The 14645-nt window shown below is 72.7% G+C and carries 15 protein-coding genes; 5 read left to right on the plus strand and 10 right to left on the minus strand.

What is annotated here, in order from left to right; all coding sequences use genetic code 11:
* Positions 1-16 precede the first annotated feature (16 nt).
* Positions 17-1183, minus strand: coding sequence for an acyl-CoA dehydrogenase family protein (locus ABD140_RS15790; RefSeq protein ID WP_344241400.1), 1167 nt, complete (start codon positions 1181-1183; stop codon positions 17-19).
* A gap of 108 nt (positions 1184-1291) precedes the next feature.
* Positions 1292-2167, minus strand: a complete 876-nt coding sequence (bdeA, locus tag ABD140_RS15795) for a bis(hydroxyethyl) terephthalate hydrolase (RefSeq protein WP_344241402.1) — start codon at positions 2165-2167, stop codon at positions 1292-1294.
* A 188-nt stretch (positions 2168-2355) separates the two neighbouring features.
* Here bdeA and ABD140_RS15800 point away from each other — a divergent pair, with 188 nt between their 5' ends.
* Positions 2356-3972 carry a phytoene desaturase family protein gene (locus ABD140_RS15800; protein ID WP_344241404.1) on the plus strand — a complete coding sequence of 539 codons (1617 nt, stop codon included), beginning with the start codon at positions 2356-2358 and terminating at the stop codon, positions 3970-3972.
* A 4-nt stretch (positions 3973-3976) separates the two neighbouring features.
* Here the strand turns inward: ABD140_RS15800 and ABD140_RS15805 are convergent, their stop codons facing one another.
* Both ABD140_RS15805 and ABD140_RS15810 read right to left on the minus strand, forming a co-directional pair.
* Entirely contained in the window at positions 3977-5668 is a 1692-nt protein-coding gene (locus ABD140_RS15805) for a protein kinase domain-containing protein (protein ID WP_344241406.1), read from the minus strand.
* 20 nt (positions 5669-5688) lie between these two features.
* Positions 5689-7227, minus strand: coding sequence for an ABC transporter substrate-binding protein (locus ABD140_RS15810; protein ID WP_344241408.1), 1539 nt, complete (start codon positions 7225-7227; stop codon positions 5689-5691).
* Positions 7228-7400: 173 nt separating this feature from the next.
* On the opposite strand from ABD140_RS15810, the gene ABD140_RS15815 reads away from it, so the two are divergent.
* Positions 7401-7982, plus strand: coding sequence for a hypothetical protein (locus ABD140_RS15815; protein ID WP_344241410.1), 582 nt, complete (start codon positions 7401-7403; stop codon positions 7980-7982).
* A gap of 112 nt (positions 7983-8094) precedes the next feature.
* Here the strand turns inward: ABD140_RS15815 and ABD140_RS15820 are convergent, their stop codons facing one another.
* Positions 8095-8943, minus strand: coding sequence for an SDR family oxidoreductase (locus tag ABD140_RS15820; RefSeq protein ID WP_344241412.1), 849 nt, complete (start codon positions 8941-8943; stop codon positions 8095-8097).
* An 81-nt stretch (positions 8944-9024) separates the two neighbouring features.
* On the opposite strand from ABD140_RS15820, the gene ABD140_RS15825 reads away from it, so the two are divergent.
* Both ABD140_RS15825 and ABD140_RS15830 read left to right on the plus strand, forming a co-directional pair.
* Complete coding sequence (locus ABD140_RS15825) at positions 9025-9630, plus strand: TetR/AcrR family transcriptional regulator (protein WP_344241414.1); 606 nt, start codon at positions 9025-9027, stop codon at positions 9628-9630.
* Positions 9631-9675: 45 nt separating this feature from the next.
* Entirely contained in the window at positions 9676-10839 is a 1164-nt protein-coding gene (locus tag ABD140_RS15830) for a protein kinase domain-containing protein (RefSeq protein WP_344241629.1), read from the plus strand.
* A 6-nt stretch (positions 10840-10845) separates the two neighbouring features.
* Here ABD140_RS15830 and ABD140_RS15835 read toward each other — a convergent pair whose 3' ends face one another.
* Positions 10846-11220, minus strand: coding sequence for a hypothetical protein (locus tag ABD140_RS15835; RefSeq protein WP_344241416.1), 375 nt, complete (start codon positions 11218-11220; stop codon positions 10846-10848).
* Positions 11221-11248: 28 nt separating this feature from the next.
* Complete coding sequence (locus tag ABD140_RS15840; protein WP_344241418.1) at positions 11249-11455, minus strand: hypothetical protein; 207 nt, start codon at positions 11453-11455, stop codon at positions 11249-11251.
* 225 nt (positions 11456-11680) lie between these two features.
* On the opposite strand from ABD140_RS15840, the gene ABD140_RS15845 reads away from it, so the two are divergent.
* Positions 11681-12142, plus strand: a complete 462-nt coding sequence (locus ABD140_RS15845) for a DUF2267 domain-containing protein (protein WP_344241420.1) — start codon at positions 11681-11683, stop codon at positions 12140-12142.
* A gap of 4 nt (positions 12143-12146) precedes the next feature.
* Here the strand turns inward: ABD140_RS15845 and ABD140_RS15850 are convergent, their stop codons facing one another.
* From ABD140_RS15850 to ABD140_RS15860, 3 genes are read right to left on the minus strand one after another with little or no spacing between them, the layout of a single operon-like run.
* Positions 12147-12767, minus strand: a complete 621-nt coding sequence (locus ABD140_RS15850) for a pentapeptide repeat-containing protein (RefSeq protein WP_344241422.1) — start codon at positions 12765-12767, stop codon at positions 12147-12149.
* Positions 12768-12800: 33 nt separating this feature from the next.
* Positions 12801-13442, minus strand: coding sequence for a response regulator transcription factor (locus ABD140_RS15855; RefSeq protein WP_344241424.1), 642 nt, complete (start codon positions 13440-13442; stop codon positions 12801-12803).
* Entirely contained in the window at positions 13439-14593 is a 1155-nt protein-coding gene (locus tag ABD140_RS15860; protein WP_344241426.1) for a sensor histidine kinase, read from the minus strand. Before ABD140_RS15860 ends, ABD140_RS15855 begins: the two co-directional genes overlap by 4 nt.
* Positions 14594-14645: the final 52 nt, after the last annotated feature.

Consider the following 14645-nt stretch of genomic DNA (forward strand, 5'->3'; position numbering starts at 1 on the left):
AAAACCGCTCGGCTCGTCAGACCAACGTCATCGCGTCGGGGGTGCTGCCGAGGGAGACCTTGCCGTACAGCGCGTACGTGGCGTCCATGTCGAACACCACGTGGCCCGCGATCGTGTTCACGTCGCGCTGGGCGCGCTGGAACGGCGAGTGCATGAACTGCACGCTGGCTCCCGACACCGCGCACAGCTCGTTCACCACAGTACGGGCCACGGCCGCGACGTGCGCGGCGACCAGGCGTGAATGAGCGCGCCGGGTCAGGTCGTAGGAGCCTCCGTCGGTGTACGTCCGGGTCAGGCGCCGCACCTCGTCCTCCAGGAGCAGGCGGGCGGCGGCGAGGTCGGCGGTGGCCTTGGCCAGGCGGATCTGGCCGCTCATCAGGCTGCGCTGGCGGACGCCCGTGTAGGCCATCACGCGGCCCTGCATCCGCTCGGCGAAGCCGGCGAGCAGCCCTTCGGCGATGCCCAGGACGGGGGCGGCGCCCGTCAGGACGAACACCGGCACCAGCGGGACGCGGTACATCGTGCCCGGGTGGACCTGCGCGCCCGGCGCCCGGCCCTCGGTGAGGTCCTGCAGCGCCACCGAGCGGTACGCGGGGACGAACCGGTCGGGGACCTCGATGTCGTTGCTCCCGGTCGCCCGCATCCCGCTGGTGTGCCACACGTCGTGGACCGTCACGTCCTCGCGCGGCAGCAGGAAGACGCGGGGTTCGAGGGTGTCCTCGACGGTCACGAGCGCCATCACCATCACGTGGTCGGCGTGCATGACGCCGCTCCCCCACGACCAGCGCCCGGTCACCCGGTAGCCGCCGTCCACGGCCTCGGCCGTGCCCCCGGGGGACAGCGCGCACGGGATCAGCGCGTACGGGCGGTCCGCCCAGACCTCGCGCTGGGCCTCCTCGGGGAAGAGGGCGACCATCCAGTTGTGCATGGTGTAGATCGCCGTCAGCCAGCCGGTCGAGCCGCAGGCCGCGCCGATCTCCCGGCAGGAGTCCACCAGGGCGTCGAGGGCGAGTTCCGCGCCGCCGAACCGCTGGGGGACCAGGAGGTCGAGCACCCCGGTCCCGGCGAGGTCGGCGACGGTCTCGTCGGGGAGCCGCCGTGCCTCCTCCGCCGCCTGCGCCCGTTCGGCCAGCAGGGGGGTCAGGGCGCGCACGCGGTCGAGGACCTCATCTCCATACTTCATGGTACGGAACCATACTTACGAGTATGGTCTCTGCCAAGGGCCTGCCCGGCGCGGAAAAAGGGGACGGCCGCCCGGTGTCGCCGGGCGGCCGTCGCGGAGCCGAGGGGATCAGAAGGGGCAGCTGGAGCGGTACTCCTCCACGTCCGTGCTCCGGCTCGGGCCGGGGCACAGGAACTGGGTGTAGCGGGTGTCGGCGTCGACGAAGCGCTTCAGCCAGGAGATCGAGTACTTCGCGATCGGCGTGTTGGAGGTGTTGGGCGCGAAGTGCGACGCGTTGTTGAGCTCCAGGTACGCCTTCTCCGAGGTCGCCGACAGGCTGTCGTAGAAGGGCTCGGAGTGCGAGGACACGGGGGCGACCGAGTCGCTCTCCGCGCCGATGATGAAGGTCGGCACCCGGTTCCCCGACCAGTTCTTGGTCAGGTTCCAGGGCGTCATCCCGATCGCGGCCTTCAGGGAGGGCCGGTCCTTGGCCGCCTCCAGCGTGCCGCCGCCGCCCATGGAGTGGCCCATCACGGCCAGGCGGGAGGAGTCGACGCGGGTGCGCACGGTGCTGCGCTGGGTCAGGTGGTCCAGCGCGGCCAGCAGCTGGTCGCCGCGGCTGGCGGGCTGGTCCAGCGTGGTGAGGGTGTCGATGGTGAAGACCACGAAGCCCTGCGAGGCCAGGCGCGGGCCGAGCCAGGAGATGCTGGACTCGTAGGCGGTGAAGCCGGGCGAGATCGCGACCGCCCCGAACGTGCCGTCGGAGGTGGTGGTCGGGTAGTAGATCGTGCCGCCGCCGAAGCCGATGGCCGACAGCGAGGACACCGAGGTCTGCGAGACCGAGTACGGGCCGCGGAGCGCCTCGATGCTGCTGTTGGTCGGGGCCGGGCCGCGCTCGTAGGGGTTGTCCGCGGCCTGGGCGGACGGGGCGGCGACGACGCCGGCCGCGGCCACCGCCGCGACGAGCGGCGCCAGGCGCAGCGCCCTGAGCTTCTTGCCGAACATGGGGGTCTCCTCTGCGGTCGTGCCCGGGCGGGGGGCGGAGGGTGCCTCGGGCCGTGCTCAGGAGTCTGCGATCCCGGCCGGATCCGCGCATCGGGGAAATCACCAGTCGTCTTCGGCCCGTGCCGGACCCGCGCGACACCGGGCCGCGGCGGACGGGCATTCTGGAGCCCTGCGGAAGGGAGGTGCCCGTGTCCGACGCGGTGGTGATCGGTGCTGGGCCGAACGGGCTGGTGGCGGCCAACATTCTGGCAGACGCGGGCTGGGACGTCCTGGTGTTGGAAGCGCAGGACGAGCCCGGTGGCGGCGTGCGCAGCGACCGCGGCGTACACCCGGACCACGTCAGCGACTTCTGCAGCTCCTTCCACCCGCTCGGGGTGGCCTCCCCGGTGATCCGGGCGCTGGAGCCGGAGCGGTACGGGCTGCGGTGGCGGCACGCTCCCGCCGTCCTGGCCCATCCGCTGCCGGACGGGCGCTGCGCGGTGCTGGAACGCGAGCCGGACCGTACGGCCGCGGGCCTGGACGCGCTCGCCCCCGGGGACGGGGAGGCGTGGCTGCGGCTCTACCGGCAGTGGCGGGAGCTGTCCGACGACGTCCTCCAGGCGCTCTTCTCGCCGTTCCCCCCGATCCGTCCGGGACTGGCCCTGGCCGCCCGGCTCGGAGCGGCGGACGGTCTGCGGCTGGCGCGCTTCCTGTCCCTGCCCGTGCGGCGGATGGGCGAGGAGGAGTTCGCCGGCGAGGGCGCGCGGCTGCTGCTGGCCGGTTCGGCGCTGCACGCCGACTTCTCCCCCGAGTCCGTCGGCGGCACGATCTTCGGCTGGCTCCTGACGATGGTCGGCCAGCAGTACGGCTGGCCCGCGCCCGAAGGCGGTGCCGGAGCGCTGACCTCGGCGCTCGTCCGCAGGCTGGAGGAGAGGGGCGGAAAGGTGGTCTGCCGAGCTCCCGTCACGTCCGTGGTCGTCGGCGACGGGCGTGCCCTGGGCGTCCGGACGGCCGACGGCACGGCCGTCCGTGCACGCAGGGCCGTGCTCGCCGACGTCCCCGCGACCCACCTGTACGGCGGCCTCGTCGGCTGGGAGCACCTGCCTTCCCGGCTGCGCGAGGACATGCGCCGCTTCCAGTGGGACGCCCCCGCCTTCAAGGTCGACTGGGCGCTGTCCGGGCCCGTCCCGTGGGCCTCGCCGGAGGCCGCGCGGGCCGGGACGGTCCACCTGGCCGACGGCGTCGACGCGCTGACCGAGCAGAGCGCCCTGCTCGCCACCGGGCGGGTGCCCGGCGACCCGTTCCTGCTCCTGGGCCAGATGACGACGACCGACGCCACCCGCTCCCCCGCGGGCACCGAATCCGCCTGGGCCTACACCCACGTCCCGCACCGGGTGAAGGCCGACGGCGGCCGCGACGGCATCACCGGCGCCTGGGACGAACGCGAGCGGGAGGCCATGGCCGACCGCGTCGAGGCCGCCGTGGAACGCCGCGCGCCCGGCTTCCGGCGGCGCGTGCTGAACCGCCGCGTCCTCTCCCCTCCGGCTCTGGAGGAGCACAACGCCGGCCTCGTCGGCGGCGCCATCAACGGCGGGACGGCCGCCGTCCACCAGCAGCTGTTCTTCCGGCCGGTCCCCGGCTCGGGCGGTGCCGGGACCCCGGTGCGGGGCCTCTACCTGGCCTCCTCCTCGGCCCATCCCGGCGGGGGCGTCCACGGCGCGTGCGGCTCCAACGCCGCGCGTGCCGCGCTCCGCGCCGAAGCCCCCGTACGCCGCCTGCTGGCGCCGGGGTTCTCCGCCGCCCGGCGGCTGCTCGCCGGGCCGTGACGCCTCAGCCGCGGAGCCAGGTGAGCAGGAGAAGGCCCGTGGAGACGAGGGTGATGACGATCAGGAGCCCCACGCCCAGATAGCCGAGCGGGGCGGGCGGCCGCGGCCGGCGCTCGGCGGGCCGCTCGACGGGGACGTGGGCGGGCCGTTCCCGCAGGGCGCGGCGGAACTCGGCGGCGGACCGGTACGGGCGGTCGGGCGACAGGGCCGTCCGGACGATCTCGTCGCACCACTGCGGGACGAAGGGGTTGATGGCCGAGGGCTCGGCGCCCGGCGCGTGCGGCGAGCCGGTGAGGAGCTCGTGCAGCAGGCGGGCGACGGCGCGGAGGTCGTCTTCCGGGCTCTCGGCCGGGGCGCCGTCGATCCTGGTCAGTTCCGGGGAGCGGGCGGCGAAGGTGAGGAGGCGGACCTCCGGGCGGTCCGTGTCGCCCGAGAGCAGGACGGTGTCGGGGCCCAGGCCGGGGTGGGCGAGGCCGTCGGCGTGCCCGCGCTCGATCGCCCGCAGGACGAGGTCGATGAGCCGCACCGCCTCCTGGGCGGGCAGCGGGCCGTCCGCGAGGCGCTCGCGCAGCGGGGCGGACCGGCCCAGGTCCAGGACGGCGAAGGGGAGCGTGACCGTGAGGGGGCTCTCCCCGGTCGCCGTGACCGCCGCGACCGAGTCGGGGCGGTCGCGGTCCAGCTCGTGGAGGAACTCCTCGTGGGACGACGGGTCGCCCAGGAGGTCCGAGCGCAGGAGCCGGAGCGCGACGTCCTGGTGGGTCCGCACGTCCCGGGCGAGATAGGTGTCGGTCAGGCCGCTGGAGGCGAGGCGGCGGACGAGTTCGTAGCGGCCCTGGAGGAGGCGGGGAAGGGAGCGTTCGATCGCCCTGATGCGGCGCAGGACCGTCCTGGCGTCCGGGGGGCGGGCGGAGGGGTCCTTCTCCAGCAGCTGCATGACCAGCTCGTCGAGTTCCTCGGGCAGGTCCGGCACGCCGTCGGGGCCGCGGAGGCTGTGGGGGACCTCCTCCATGTGGGCGTGCAGGACCGCTCCCGGCTCCCCCTCGAAGGGCGGCCTGCCCCGCAGCAGCTCGTACATCACGATGCCGAACGAGTAGAGGTCCACCCGCGCGTCGGTCTTCTCGCGCCTGATGCGCTCGGGGGCGATGTAGGCGTAGGTGCCGAGCATCCCGTCGGCGGTCAGGCCCTTGGTGGAGTCGCGGGCCTTGGCGATGCCGAAGTCGCAGATCTTCACCCGCCCGTCGGGCAGCACCATGACGTTGCTCGGCTTGACGTCGCGGTGGATCACCCCGGCGGTGTGCGCGGCGCGCAGCGCCTCCAGGATCTTCGCGCCCAGCTCCAGGGTCTCGCGCACCGAGAACGCCCGGTCCTCCAGCAGCCTGCCCAGGTCCTCGCCTTCGAGGAACTCCATGACTAGGGCGAGGCCCTTCTCGCGGGCCGCGAAATCGTCGTCGAGGCGGTACTCCAGAAGGTCGTGGATGACGGTGAGGCCGGGATGCCGCAGCTTGGCGCCGATCTTGGCCTCCTGCTGGAAGAGCTCGACGACCCGGTCCGAGGCCGCCATGTCCAGCCGGATGCCCTTGATCGCCACCGGCCGGTCCAGCCGCCGGTCGAAGCCCCGCCACACCTCGCCCATGCCGCCGCGCGAGAGCAGGTCGACCAGTTCGTACCGGTCCTCCAAAATCATGTGGCGGCGCACGGCGGTTCCCTCTCGTCCGGTCAGGGGGCCGGCACCACGTAGGGGGTGAGCCCTTCGGGGAGCGCGGGCACCTGGGAGTTCGATCCGACCTGCCGCAGCGGGATGGAGCGCCCGGCCGCGCGGCCGCCGGACGGCTCGAAGCTCAGCTCGCCCGAGGCCGCGCGCACCACGTTGGCGAGGTTCAGCCTGCTGAACTGCGCCTTGACGTCCTGGGGCGTGGGAAGCCGCGCGGACGTGTCCTGCTTGCGGGGGATCGCCGCGAGCCCGATCGCCGTCGCGGCCGTGGCGAGGGCGTCGTGGTGGGCGATCGCGTACCCGTCGCGCAGGTCGGCGGCGTCGAAGCCGTGCGAGAGGAACGCCTTCTGGAAGTCGGTGTAGTGGCGCGGCGTGCCCTTCTCCCCGGCGCCCCAGCTCTGGGAGTCGGAGGAGGTCGCGTACACGACGGTGACGTTCGCCCCCTTCAGGAGGTCGCCGTACTTCTCCGCGCCGGCGAAGCCCGTCGCGCCGACCATGACCGTCAGCGGGTCCTGCCGGCAGATGCGCTCGTCCAGGTACTGGGCGAAGACCTCGAAGTCGGCGAGGCGCCCGGCGAAGAAGACCACGTCCAGCGGGTCGTCCTGCCGCCCCGTCGCCGCGCAGAGGTTGTCGATGACCGGCCTGAAGGCGTTGGGCGCCAGGGGCTGCTCGGCGGTGCTGCCCGCGTAGTCCTGGCTGGGATAGCGCACGTACGAATCGAGAACGGTCTCGTAGGCGGCGCGCAGCGTGGTGGTGTACGGGTCCTCGTTGCGGTCGTGGACGATGATGCCGTTCTTGAGCTCCCGCTGGTCGGGCCGGTCGAGGAACTCCTTGAGCGCCTGGGCGTACTGGCTGTTGCCCGGCGAGACGCTCCACAGCCCCTCGATGCCGGTGAGGGTGTCGGCGGAGGTGACGGCGCTGACCATCGGGACGCCGCGGCCCGCCAGGTCCCGGGCGACCTTCTCGGTGTTCTCCACGCTGGAGCCGAGCCCGACGACGGCCACGAGCGGATGGTCCGGCTCGGACACCGCCGTCAGCCCCTCCACGAAACGCGTGCCGGCCTCCTGCTGGCTGCCCTGGTTGGCCAGCAGCAGCTGGATCTGCACGGCGGCGGGGTCGCTGAAGACCGACGAGCGGTTGGCGCGGACGAGCGCGGTGTAGGTGCCCTGCAGGGTGTCCCGGATCTGCTGGAGGGACATGGTCGACGGGATCTTCTTGGACACCGTCAGCGGCGAGAGCAGCGCCACCTTGACGTAGTTGCCGGACTTCACGACGCGGCGGTTCTCCTCGAGGAGCTTCTTCTGCACCTCCGCGATCTCGGCGGCCGCCGCGCGGTCGGCCTCGCCGAGGTCCCCGCCCTCCGCCGGGGTGAAGATGTAGCCTCCGTCGGTGATCCCGATGCATTCGCCGTGCTCGGCGCTGTTCAGCCGGATCCCCTCGGGCGCGTCCGCGCACCCTTCCGGCTCGGACGGGCCGCTGAAGTACGCGACGGTCAGAACGATGGCGAGGCTGAGGGCCACCGCCACGGCCACGGTCCACGCCATGGCCCTGCCACCTTTGACCAATGCCAAGGACTTCTTCCTCTACATCGCCGACCGGCCTGCCGGATTGCGGCCATTTAACACCTTCTCCACTTTGTTCTGAAGCCGTATTAGCAGTGGTTCAATCCGCTTATCACACTGTTATCGTCTGACCTGCGCTTTCACCGAGAGGAAACATGCACCCGCGAATCCCCCGCCTCGTTCTGGTCGCCGTCCTCGCCGCCTGCGCGCTGCCCGCCGCCGCCTCCCCCGCCGGGGCTGCCGCCGGGCCCTGCGCCGTCGGGAAGTGGAGGCTCACGAACTTCTCCGCCGAGAACATCGGCTACGTCGAGTACACCGACGTCAGCAAAGGCTTGAAGGGCGTCCGCCTCACCGTCACGAAGTCGGCGCTGTCCTACGACTTCACCCGCTCGAAGAAGGCGGTCATCACCGGTACCGACAGCGGCAAACCCATCAATGAATGGATGAAGTACGACAAGAAACTCAAGGTCGGCGTCAAGCTCCGGGGCAGAGCGAAAGGGACCGTCGCACTGAAGGCGAAGACCGCCTCCGGCGACGCCACCTTCACCCGCAGCCAGGCTCCCGGACGCCACCGCTCCCTGGCCGCGGTCATCCGCGACAAGCGGCTCTGGGACATGGTCGTGCTCAAGCGCGCCTCCTACACCTGCACCGCCCGGACCCTCACCTTCCGCACCCACCAGAGCTGGTACCACGGCGAATACCAGTTCCGCGCCACCATCCGGTACACCCGCCGCTGAACGACGTCCGCGCCGCGGTCCCGACGCCTCGCGGCCCCGGGCGCGCACGGCGCCCGGGGCCGCGGCACCCAGGGCCTCGGCACCCGGGGCCGCGGCGCGGCCGCTCCGGTCCTCAGGCCGGGGCGCGGAAGGCGTCGGCGTGGGCCTCGGCCCATCGGGCGAAGGCGCGCGGCGGCCGGCCGAGGAGGTACTCGACGTCGTGGCCGACCTTCTGCTCGGCGGGGGTGGGCTCGCCGATGATGGAGAGGGTGCCCTCGACGACCGGTTCGGGCATGAAGGTGAGCATCTGGGCGCGGGCCTCCTCCCGGGTCTGCTCGACGAAGCGCACCGGTTCGCCGAGGGCCGCGCCGATCTCCTCGGCGCGGCGGCGCGGGGTGCTGAGAGCGGGTCCGGTGAGCTCGTGGACGCGGCCCGCGTGGCCCGGCTCGCGCAGGACCACGGCGGCGCACGCCGCGATGTCGGCCGGGTCGACGAGCGGCAGGCCGGTGTCGGCGAACGGGGCGGCGGCCGTGCGGTGGGCGCGGATCGGCTCGATCCAGGCGAAGGCGTTCGTCATGAAGCCGCCCGGACGGAGGATCGTCCAGTCCAGGCCCGAGCCGCGCACCGCCTCCTCGTACGCGTGCAGCCGGGCGTGCGAGACGGCCCCCGGCCGGGTGCCCACGGCCTGCGAGGACATCAGGACGACCTTGCGGACGCCGCTTTCCCGCACCGCGCGCAGGAGTTCCGCCGGATCCGGGCCGCCGGCGAGGAGCTCCCCGGCGACGAGGAGGAACAGGGCGTCCGCCTTCTCCAGCAGAGGACGGATGCCCTCCGGGTCGGCGATGTCGCCCCTGTGGTGGGGCGCACCGCCGGGAAGGTCCACCGCCCGGCGCGAGACGCCGGCCACCGGCTCGCCCGCGCCGTTGAGGATCCGCACGAGCTCCAGCCCGACGTTGCCGGTCGCCCCGGTCACCACGATCATGGTCGCACCTTTTCTTAGTTAGCTGACTGACTTAGACGCGACCCTAGCCGGTCCCCGGCCCCGGCGTCTATAGTCAGTCGGGTGACTGACTCAAAAAGGGGGCGCCGCGGCTCGGGCAAGCGGGAGCGGCTGGCCTCGGCGGCGGCCAGGGTGCTGCACGAGCAGGGCGTGGAGAAGACCACGCTCGCCGACATCGCGCAGGTCGCCGAGGTGCCGGTCGGGAACGTCTACTACTACTTCAAGACCAAGGACCAGCTCGTCGAGGCGGCGATCGGCGTCCACGAGCGGGAACTGGACGAGATGACCGCCGCGCTCGACGCCCTCCCCGCGCCGCACGAGCGGTTGAAGGCGCTGGTGCGCGGCTGGGTCGGGCAGCGCGAGCTCGCCGCCCGGTACGGCTGCCCCACCGGAACGCTCGCCAGCGAGCTCGACAAGCGGTCCGACGGCCTGGACGCGGCCGTCGCCCGGCTCATGCGGCGCCTGCTCGACTGGATCGAACGCCAGTTCCACGAGCTGGGCCGCGCCGACGCGCGCGAGCTCGCCGTCGCCCTCCTGGCCGCCTACCAGGGCATCGCCCTGCTCACCAACACCCTGCGCGACCCCGACCTGATGACCGCCGAAGGCCACCGCCTGGAGAACTGGATCGACGCCCTGGCGGCCTCCGCCCGGCCCGCGGAAACCGCCTGAGCCGGGAGCGGGCGGGGGAAGGACGCGGTTAGGGTGACGGGCGTGATGAACGCTGCTGTCGCCGGTGAGTCGGCGGGGGGTCGGTACCGGCTGGTCGAGGCGATCGGCGAGGGGGCGGCGGGGCGGGTGTGGCGCGCCCTGGACGAGGTGCTGGAGCGCGAGGTGGCGCTCAAGGAGTTCTTCGTGCGGCCGGGGATCGCGCCCGAGCAGCAGGAGCTGCTGGTCGGACGGGTGATGCGGGAGGCGCGGGCCGCCGCGCGGCTCAACCACCCGGGAGTCATCACCATCCACGACGTCGTCCCGCACCGCGGCATGCCGGTGCTGGTGATGGAGTTCATCCGAGGGGGGTCGCTCGGGGCGCTGATCCGGCGGGAGGGGCGGCTGGCGCCCGAGCGGGTCGCCTCGATCGGATGCGAGCTCCTGGAGGCGATCGCGGTGGCGCACGCGGCGGGGATCGTGCACCGCGACCTGAAGCCCGACAACATCATGATCGACGGTCGGCGTGTCGTCATCAGCGACTTCGGCGTCGCCAGCCTCGCCGACAGCACCGTCCTCACCCGGGCGGGCACCGTCCTGGGCACCCCGCTCTACATGGCCCCCGAGCAGATCGAGGGGCTGCCCGCCACCGAGGCGGCCGACCTGTGGTCGATCGGCGCGACGCTGTACGCGGCGGTGGAAGGCGAGACGCCGTTCGCCGCCCCGACGCTCGCGGCGCTCTTCAACGCGGTCCTCAACCGGCCGCCGCGGCCCGCCCTGCACGCGGGGGCGCTGGGTGTGCTCCTCAACGACCTGCTGCGCAAGGAGCCGGAGCTCCGGCCCTCCGCCGCGCGGGCCGCCGAGACCCTCCGGACGCTGCTGCTCCGCCGAGGCGCCCCGCCGCAGCCTTCCGGCCCCGCGGAACCCTCCGGTCCCGCAACGCCCTCCGATCCTGCGAAGCCCTCCGGTCCCGTGGAGCCCTCCGGCCCGGCGGAGCGGGAGGACGGGGCGCGACCGGTGCGGGACGGTGTCCGGCACGGGACCGTCAAGTCGTTCAAGTCCGAGAAGGGCTACGGATTCATCGTCCCGGACGCCTCCTCCGAGGAGGTCTACGTCCACTACTCGCGGATCGACATGCCCGGTTTCAAGACGCTCGGGAAGGGCCAGCGCGTCTCCTTCGAGACCGTGCCGGGCAAGCGCGGCCCGGAGGCGCGCGGCGTCCGCCCCCTGTGAGGGGCGTCAGCCGGAGTGCCGGTCGCCGCCGGGGTTCTCCAGCTTGAAGAAGTTGCTCTGGGAGCCGTCCGCCCTGTGCTCCTGGTAGAGGAAGTTGAGCCCGCGCGCCTCGAACGTCTCGAACCAGTCGTCCCAGGAGATGTGCTGGAGGTCCTCGCCCCTGCCGCCGGGGAAGTCGAGCAGCAGCCGGCCCGGCCGCCCCTCGTACTGGCTGCCCGGCACCGTGGCGGGCTCGGCGCCCCGCTCGTCCGCCCACTGGCGGATCACCTCGTGGCTGGTGGTGACGAGGCTGCGCCCCGGCCGTTCCTCGTGCTGCCCGGGAGAGGACACCTCCTGCTGGTACTTGTGCTCCCCGCGCACGTCGTGATGCCGGTCGGTCATGGCGGTCTCCTTTCCCCGCTGCCCGCGCTCAGTCGAGCCCGAGCTCCTCCTTGAGCCGGTCGCGCTCGGTGGCCAGGGCCTCCAGCTGCGCCGAGATCTCCTGGCGCTGGGTCAGCGCGGCCCCGGCGTCCCCGTAGTCCTGCGGGTCGTCCGTCCGGTCCGGGAACTCCCTGCGGAGCCCGGCGATGTCCTCCTCGATCTCCCTGAGCCGTGCCTTCTTGTCGTCGGTCTCCATCTTCTCCCCCGGGTCGGTGGCAGCCGCTCTCCTCCCTTGCCCCCGACCGGCCCCACTAATCCGACGACCGCCCCAAATGCCACCCTGTGTGACAGATCACCATAAATCGGCAAACTTTTATTGTGCACTCCCTTTCACCGGCTTGGGGAGTTTCACCCCTCCTCTCCGCCTGATCCGGGCTACCAAGGAGGGATGAAGCCGTGAGGAGCCGTCAGGAGGAAATCCATGCCCTTCACCGGAGTGCAGCACCTCGACCACAGCATCGACACCACCAACCGATGGCTGGACGACATCGCCAGGGAACTCGGCACGGAGGACCGCCGCGAGGCGTACCGGGCGCTGCGCGGCTGGCTCCACACCCTCCGGGACCGGCTGACCGTCCAGACCGGCGCGCACTTCGCCGCGCAGCTCCCCGAGATCTTCCGGGGCGTCTACTACGACGGCTGGTCGCCGGGCAACGTCCCGAAGAAGTACGGGCGCGACCAGTACCTGGAGGCGTTCTGCGACTCCTCGGCCATCCGCGGCCAGGCGGCCGTGCCCTCACTGGCCGCCGTCACCCGCTGCATGCGCCGGCACCTGGGCCGCGGAGCGCTCGACCACGCCTTCGACCAGCTGCCCAAGGACGTCTGCGCCCTCCTGGAGGGCGAGGAGGACCTCGCCTCCGACACCGGCAACGACGCGTGGTGAGGCCTCATTCGGGGCGGACGTCGAAACCGAAGACCGTCGCGACCGTCGTCGCCTGGTAGGGGTCGATGACGGCGTGCCGGAACCGCGTGGCGTCCAGGTCGAACACCGCGAGGTCGCTGCCGCGCAGATCGCACCCGGTGAGGTCGGCGCTGTGCAGCCACGACCCGGACAGGTCGCATCCGCGCACCTCGGCCGACTCCAGCCGGGCGCCGGTCAGGTCGGCCTCGCGCAGGCGGACCTCGGAGAACCGGCTTCCCCGCAGGTCCGCCCCCGGCATGCCGACGAAGGACCAGTCGCCGCCGGTGACCTTGAAGGCGCCGTAGGTGCAGCCGTCGAACATGCTGCCGGTGAGCTTGCACCGGGTGAACCGTGCGTCGAACATCGTGCACCGGGTGAACGTGCAGTTGAGGAACGCCGCCTCCTCGTGCACGGAGCAGTTGAACCGCACGCCGCGGAACGTGCACTCCTCGAACACCGAGCCGCGGTTCACCGTCTCCGTCAGATCGACGTCGACGAACAGCACCCGGTGGAAGGCCTCCCGCTCCAGGTCGCGGAACTCCCAGTCGCGGGATCGAATCGTCGTCTCGGTGGGAGGAGCCGCCACCCCGTGCTTGCGATCGGCCATCCCGCCACCCTAGGGACCCCTTCCGACATTCCTTCAGGACGCGATCCCGTGGCGGAGGGCGAAGACGACGGCGGCGGGGCGGTCCCGCAGGCCCAGCTTGGCGAACACGCCGCCGACGTGGGTCTTGACGGTGCCCTCGGCGATGTGGAGGCGGGCGGCGATCTCGGCGTTGGTGGCGCCGGTGCCGATGAGGGACAGGACCTCCCGCTCCCGGACGGACAGCGCGGCCAGGGCGGGCGGCGCGGCGGGCCGGTGGTGGGCGCGGTAGTCCTCCAGGACCTGGGGCGTCACCGACGGGTCCAGCCAGCCGCGCCCGCCGGCGACGGCGCGGACCGCCTGAACGATCTCCTCGCCCGGCGCGTCCTTGAGGACGATTCCGGCGGCCCCGGCGGCGAGGGCCGCGGCGACGACCTCGGGTTCGTCGAACATGGTGAGGACCAGCACCGGAGGCGGGGCGTCCCCTCGGCGCAGAAGGCGGGTGGCGCGGACGCCGTCCACGCGTTTCATGCGCACGTCCATGAGGACCACATCGGGGCGGAGGCGGGCCACCGCGGCCGGCACCTCGTCGCCGTCGGCGCATTCCCCGACGACCCGCAGATCGGGCGCGGCGTCGAAGATGCGGAGCAGCCCCGCCCGGACGAGCTGCTGGTCGTCGACGAGCAGCAGGCCGGTCACGGCATGCTCCCGGTGAGGGGCAGGACGGCGTGGACCGCCCAGCCGCCGCGGGCGGGCCCGGCGTCCAGGGATCCGCCCAGAGCGGCGGCGCGCTCCCGCATCCCGATCAGGCCGAGGCCGTCGGCGTGCGCGCGGGCCGGACGGCCTCCGAAGTCCTCGATGGTGATCCGGGCGGTCCGCTCGCCGACGTCCACGGTGACGGAGGCGCTTCCGCCGGGGGCGTGGCGGGCGGTGTTGGAGAGCGACTCCTGCACGATGCGGTAGACCGCCAGTCCCACGGCGGAGTCGAGTGCCGCGGGCTCTCCCCGGACGGTCAGGGCGACGGGCAGGCCGGTGGCGCGCCAGTGGTCGACGAGGGCGGGCAGGTCTTCGGCCGTCGGCGGGGCGGGTTCGATCGCCCCGTCCGGCGGTGCGGAGCCGCGCAGCAGGACGAGGCCGCGGCGTACGTCGCGTACGCTCTGCCTCCCGATGCGTTCGGCCTCCTCCAGCGCGGCGGTGACGGCGTCGGAATCTCCGCGTCGGGCGGCCATCCGGGCCGCCGTGATGTTCAGCAGCGCCGCTCCCAGCCCGTGGCCGACCAGGTCGTGGACCTCCCGGGCGATCTTTCTCCGTTCTTCCGCCACGGCTTCGCGCTCCCTCCGTAGACGTGCCTCGTAGACCATTCCGTGGACACGGAAGGCGCCTCCGAGCAGGAGGAAGCCGACCTCCCACAGTGTCCAGGCGGGCCACAGCGGCAGTTCTCCACCGAGCAGATCACGTCCCGGAGCCATCGCCAGCGTCACCGGGACGCACCATGCCAGGTCTTTCAGCCGGGCGAGCACCGCGAGGTGGATCCACACGGGTGCGCTCGCCACGGCCAATGCCCCGTCCGCGTAGCTTCCCTCCGCGAAGGGGAACGGACGGAAACCGTCCGGTGCCCCCTCTGCTACAGGCGCCAGGACCAGCAGGCCGAACACCGCGAGGGCGGCGAAGGGCACCAGTCGCTCCGAGGGCAGCCACGGCCGCCACGCCTGCCGTGCGCACAGCGCGATGAACGTCCCCGCGAGAACGGTCCGCGCGGCCGGAGCGGGCGACAGCGCGATCGCCAACGCCGCCCACGCGATACCCACCAGGGAGATGAACCGGATCACCCGGCTCTCAGCGCGGCCCATGCGGGGATCGTAGAACGCGCTCATCGAACGGTCATCGGCCCACGGGCAGAGG

Source organism: Actinocorallia libanotica (assembly GCF_039525175.1).
Classification (GTDB): domain Bacteria; phylum Actinomycetota; class Actinomycetes; order Streptosporangiales; family Streptosporangiaceae; genus Actinocorallia; species Actinocorallia libanotica.

What these genes read in the sequence shown, in the direction of transcription:
- ABD140_RS15790 (WP_344241400.1), bottom strand. Translation starts at nt 1,183, where the DNA reads ATGAAGTATGGAGATGAGGTCCTCGACCGCGTGCGCGCCCTGACCCCC.
- bdeA (WP_344241402.1), bottom strand. Translation starts at nt 2,167, where the DNA reads ATGTTCGGCAAGAAGCTCAGGGCGCTGCGCCTGGCGCCGCTCGTCGCG.
- ABD140_RS15810 (WP_344241408.1), bottom strand. Translation starts at nt 7,227, where the DNA reads ATGGCGTGGACCGTGGCCGTGGCGGTGGCCCTCAGCCTCGCCATCGTT.
- ABD140_RS15815 (WP_344241410.1), top strand. Translation starts at nt 7,401, where the DNA reads ATGCACCCGCGAATCCCCCGCCTCGTTCTGGTCGCCGTCCTCGCCGCC.
- ABD140_RS15820 (WP_344241412.1), bottom strand. Translation starts at nt 8,943, where the DNA reads ATGATCGTGGTGACCGGGGCGACCGGCAACGTCGGGCTGGAGCTCGTG.
- ABD140_RS15830 (WP_344241629.1), top strand. Translation starts at nt 9,676, where the DNA reads ATGAACGCTGCTGTCGCCGGTGAGTCGGCGGGGGGTCGGTACCGGCTG.
- ABD140_RS15835 (WP_344241416.1), bottom strand. Translation starts at nt 11,220, where the DNA reads ATGACCGACCGGCATCACGACGTGCGCGGGGAGCACAAGTACCAGCAG.
- ABD140_RS15840 (WP_344241418.1), bottom strand. Translation starts at nt 11,455, where the DNA reads ATGGAGACCGACGACAAGAAGGCACGGCTCAGGGAGATCGAGGAGGAC.
- ABD140_RS15845 (WP_344241420.1), top strand. Translation starts at nt 11,681, where the DNA reads ATGCCCTTCACCGGAGTGCAGCACCTCGACCACAGCATCGACACCACC.
- ABD140_RS15850 (WP_344241422.1), bottom strand. Translation starts at nt 12,767, where the DNA reads ATGGCCGATCGCAAGCACGGGGTGGCGGCTCCTCCCACCGAGACGACG.
- ABD140_RS15860 (WP_344241426.1), bottom strand. Translation starts at nt 14,593, where the DNA reads ATGGGCCGCGCTGAGAGCCGGGTGATCCGGTTCATCTCCCTGGTGGGT.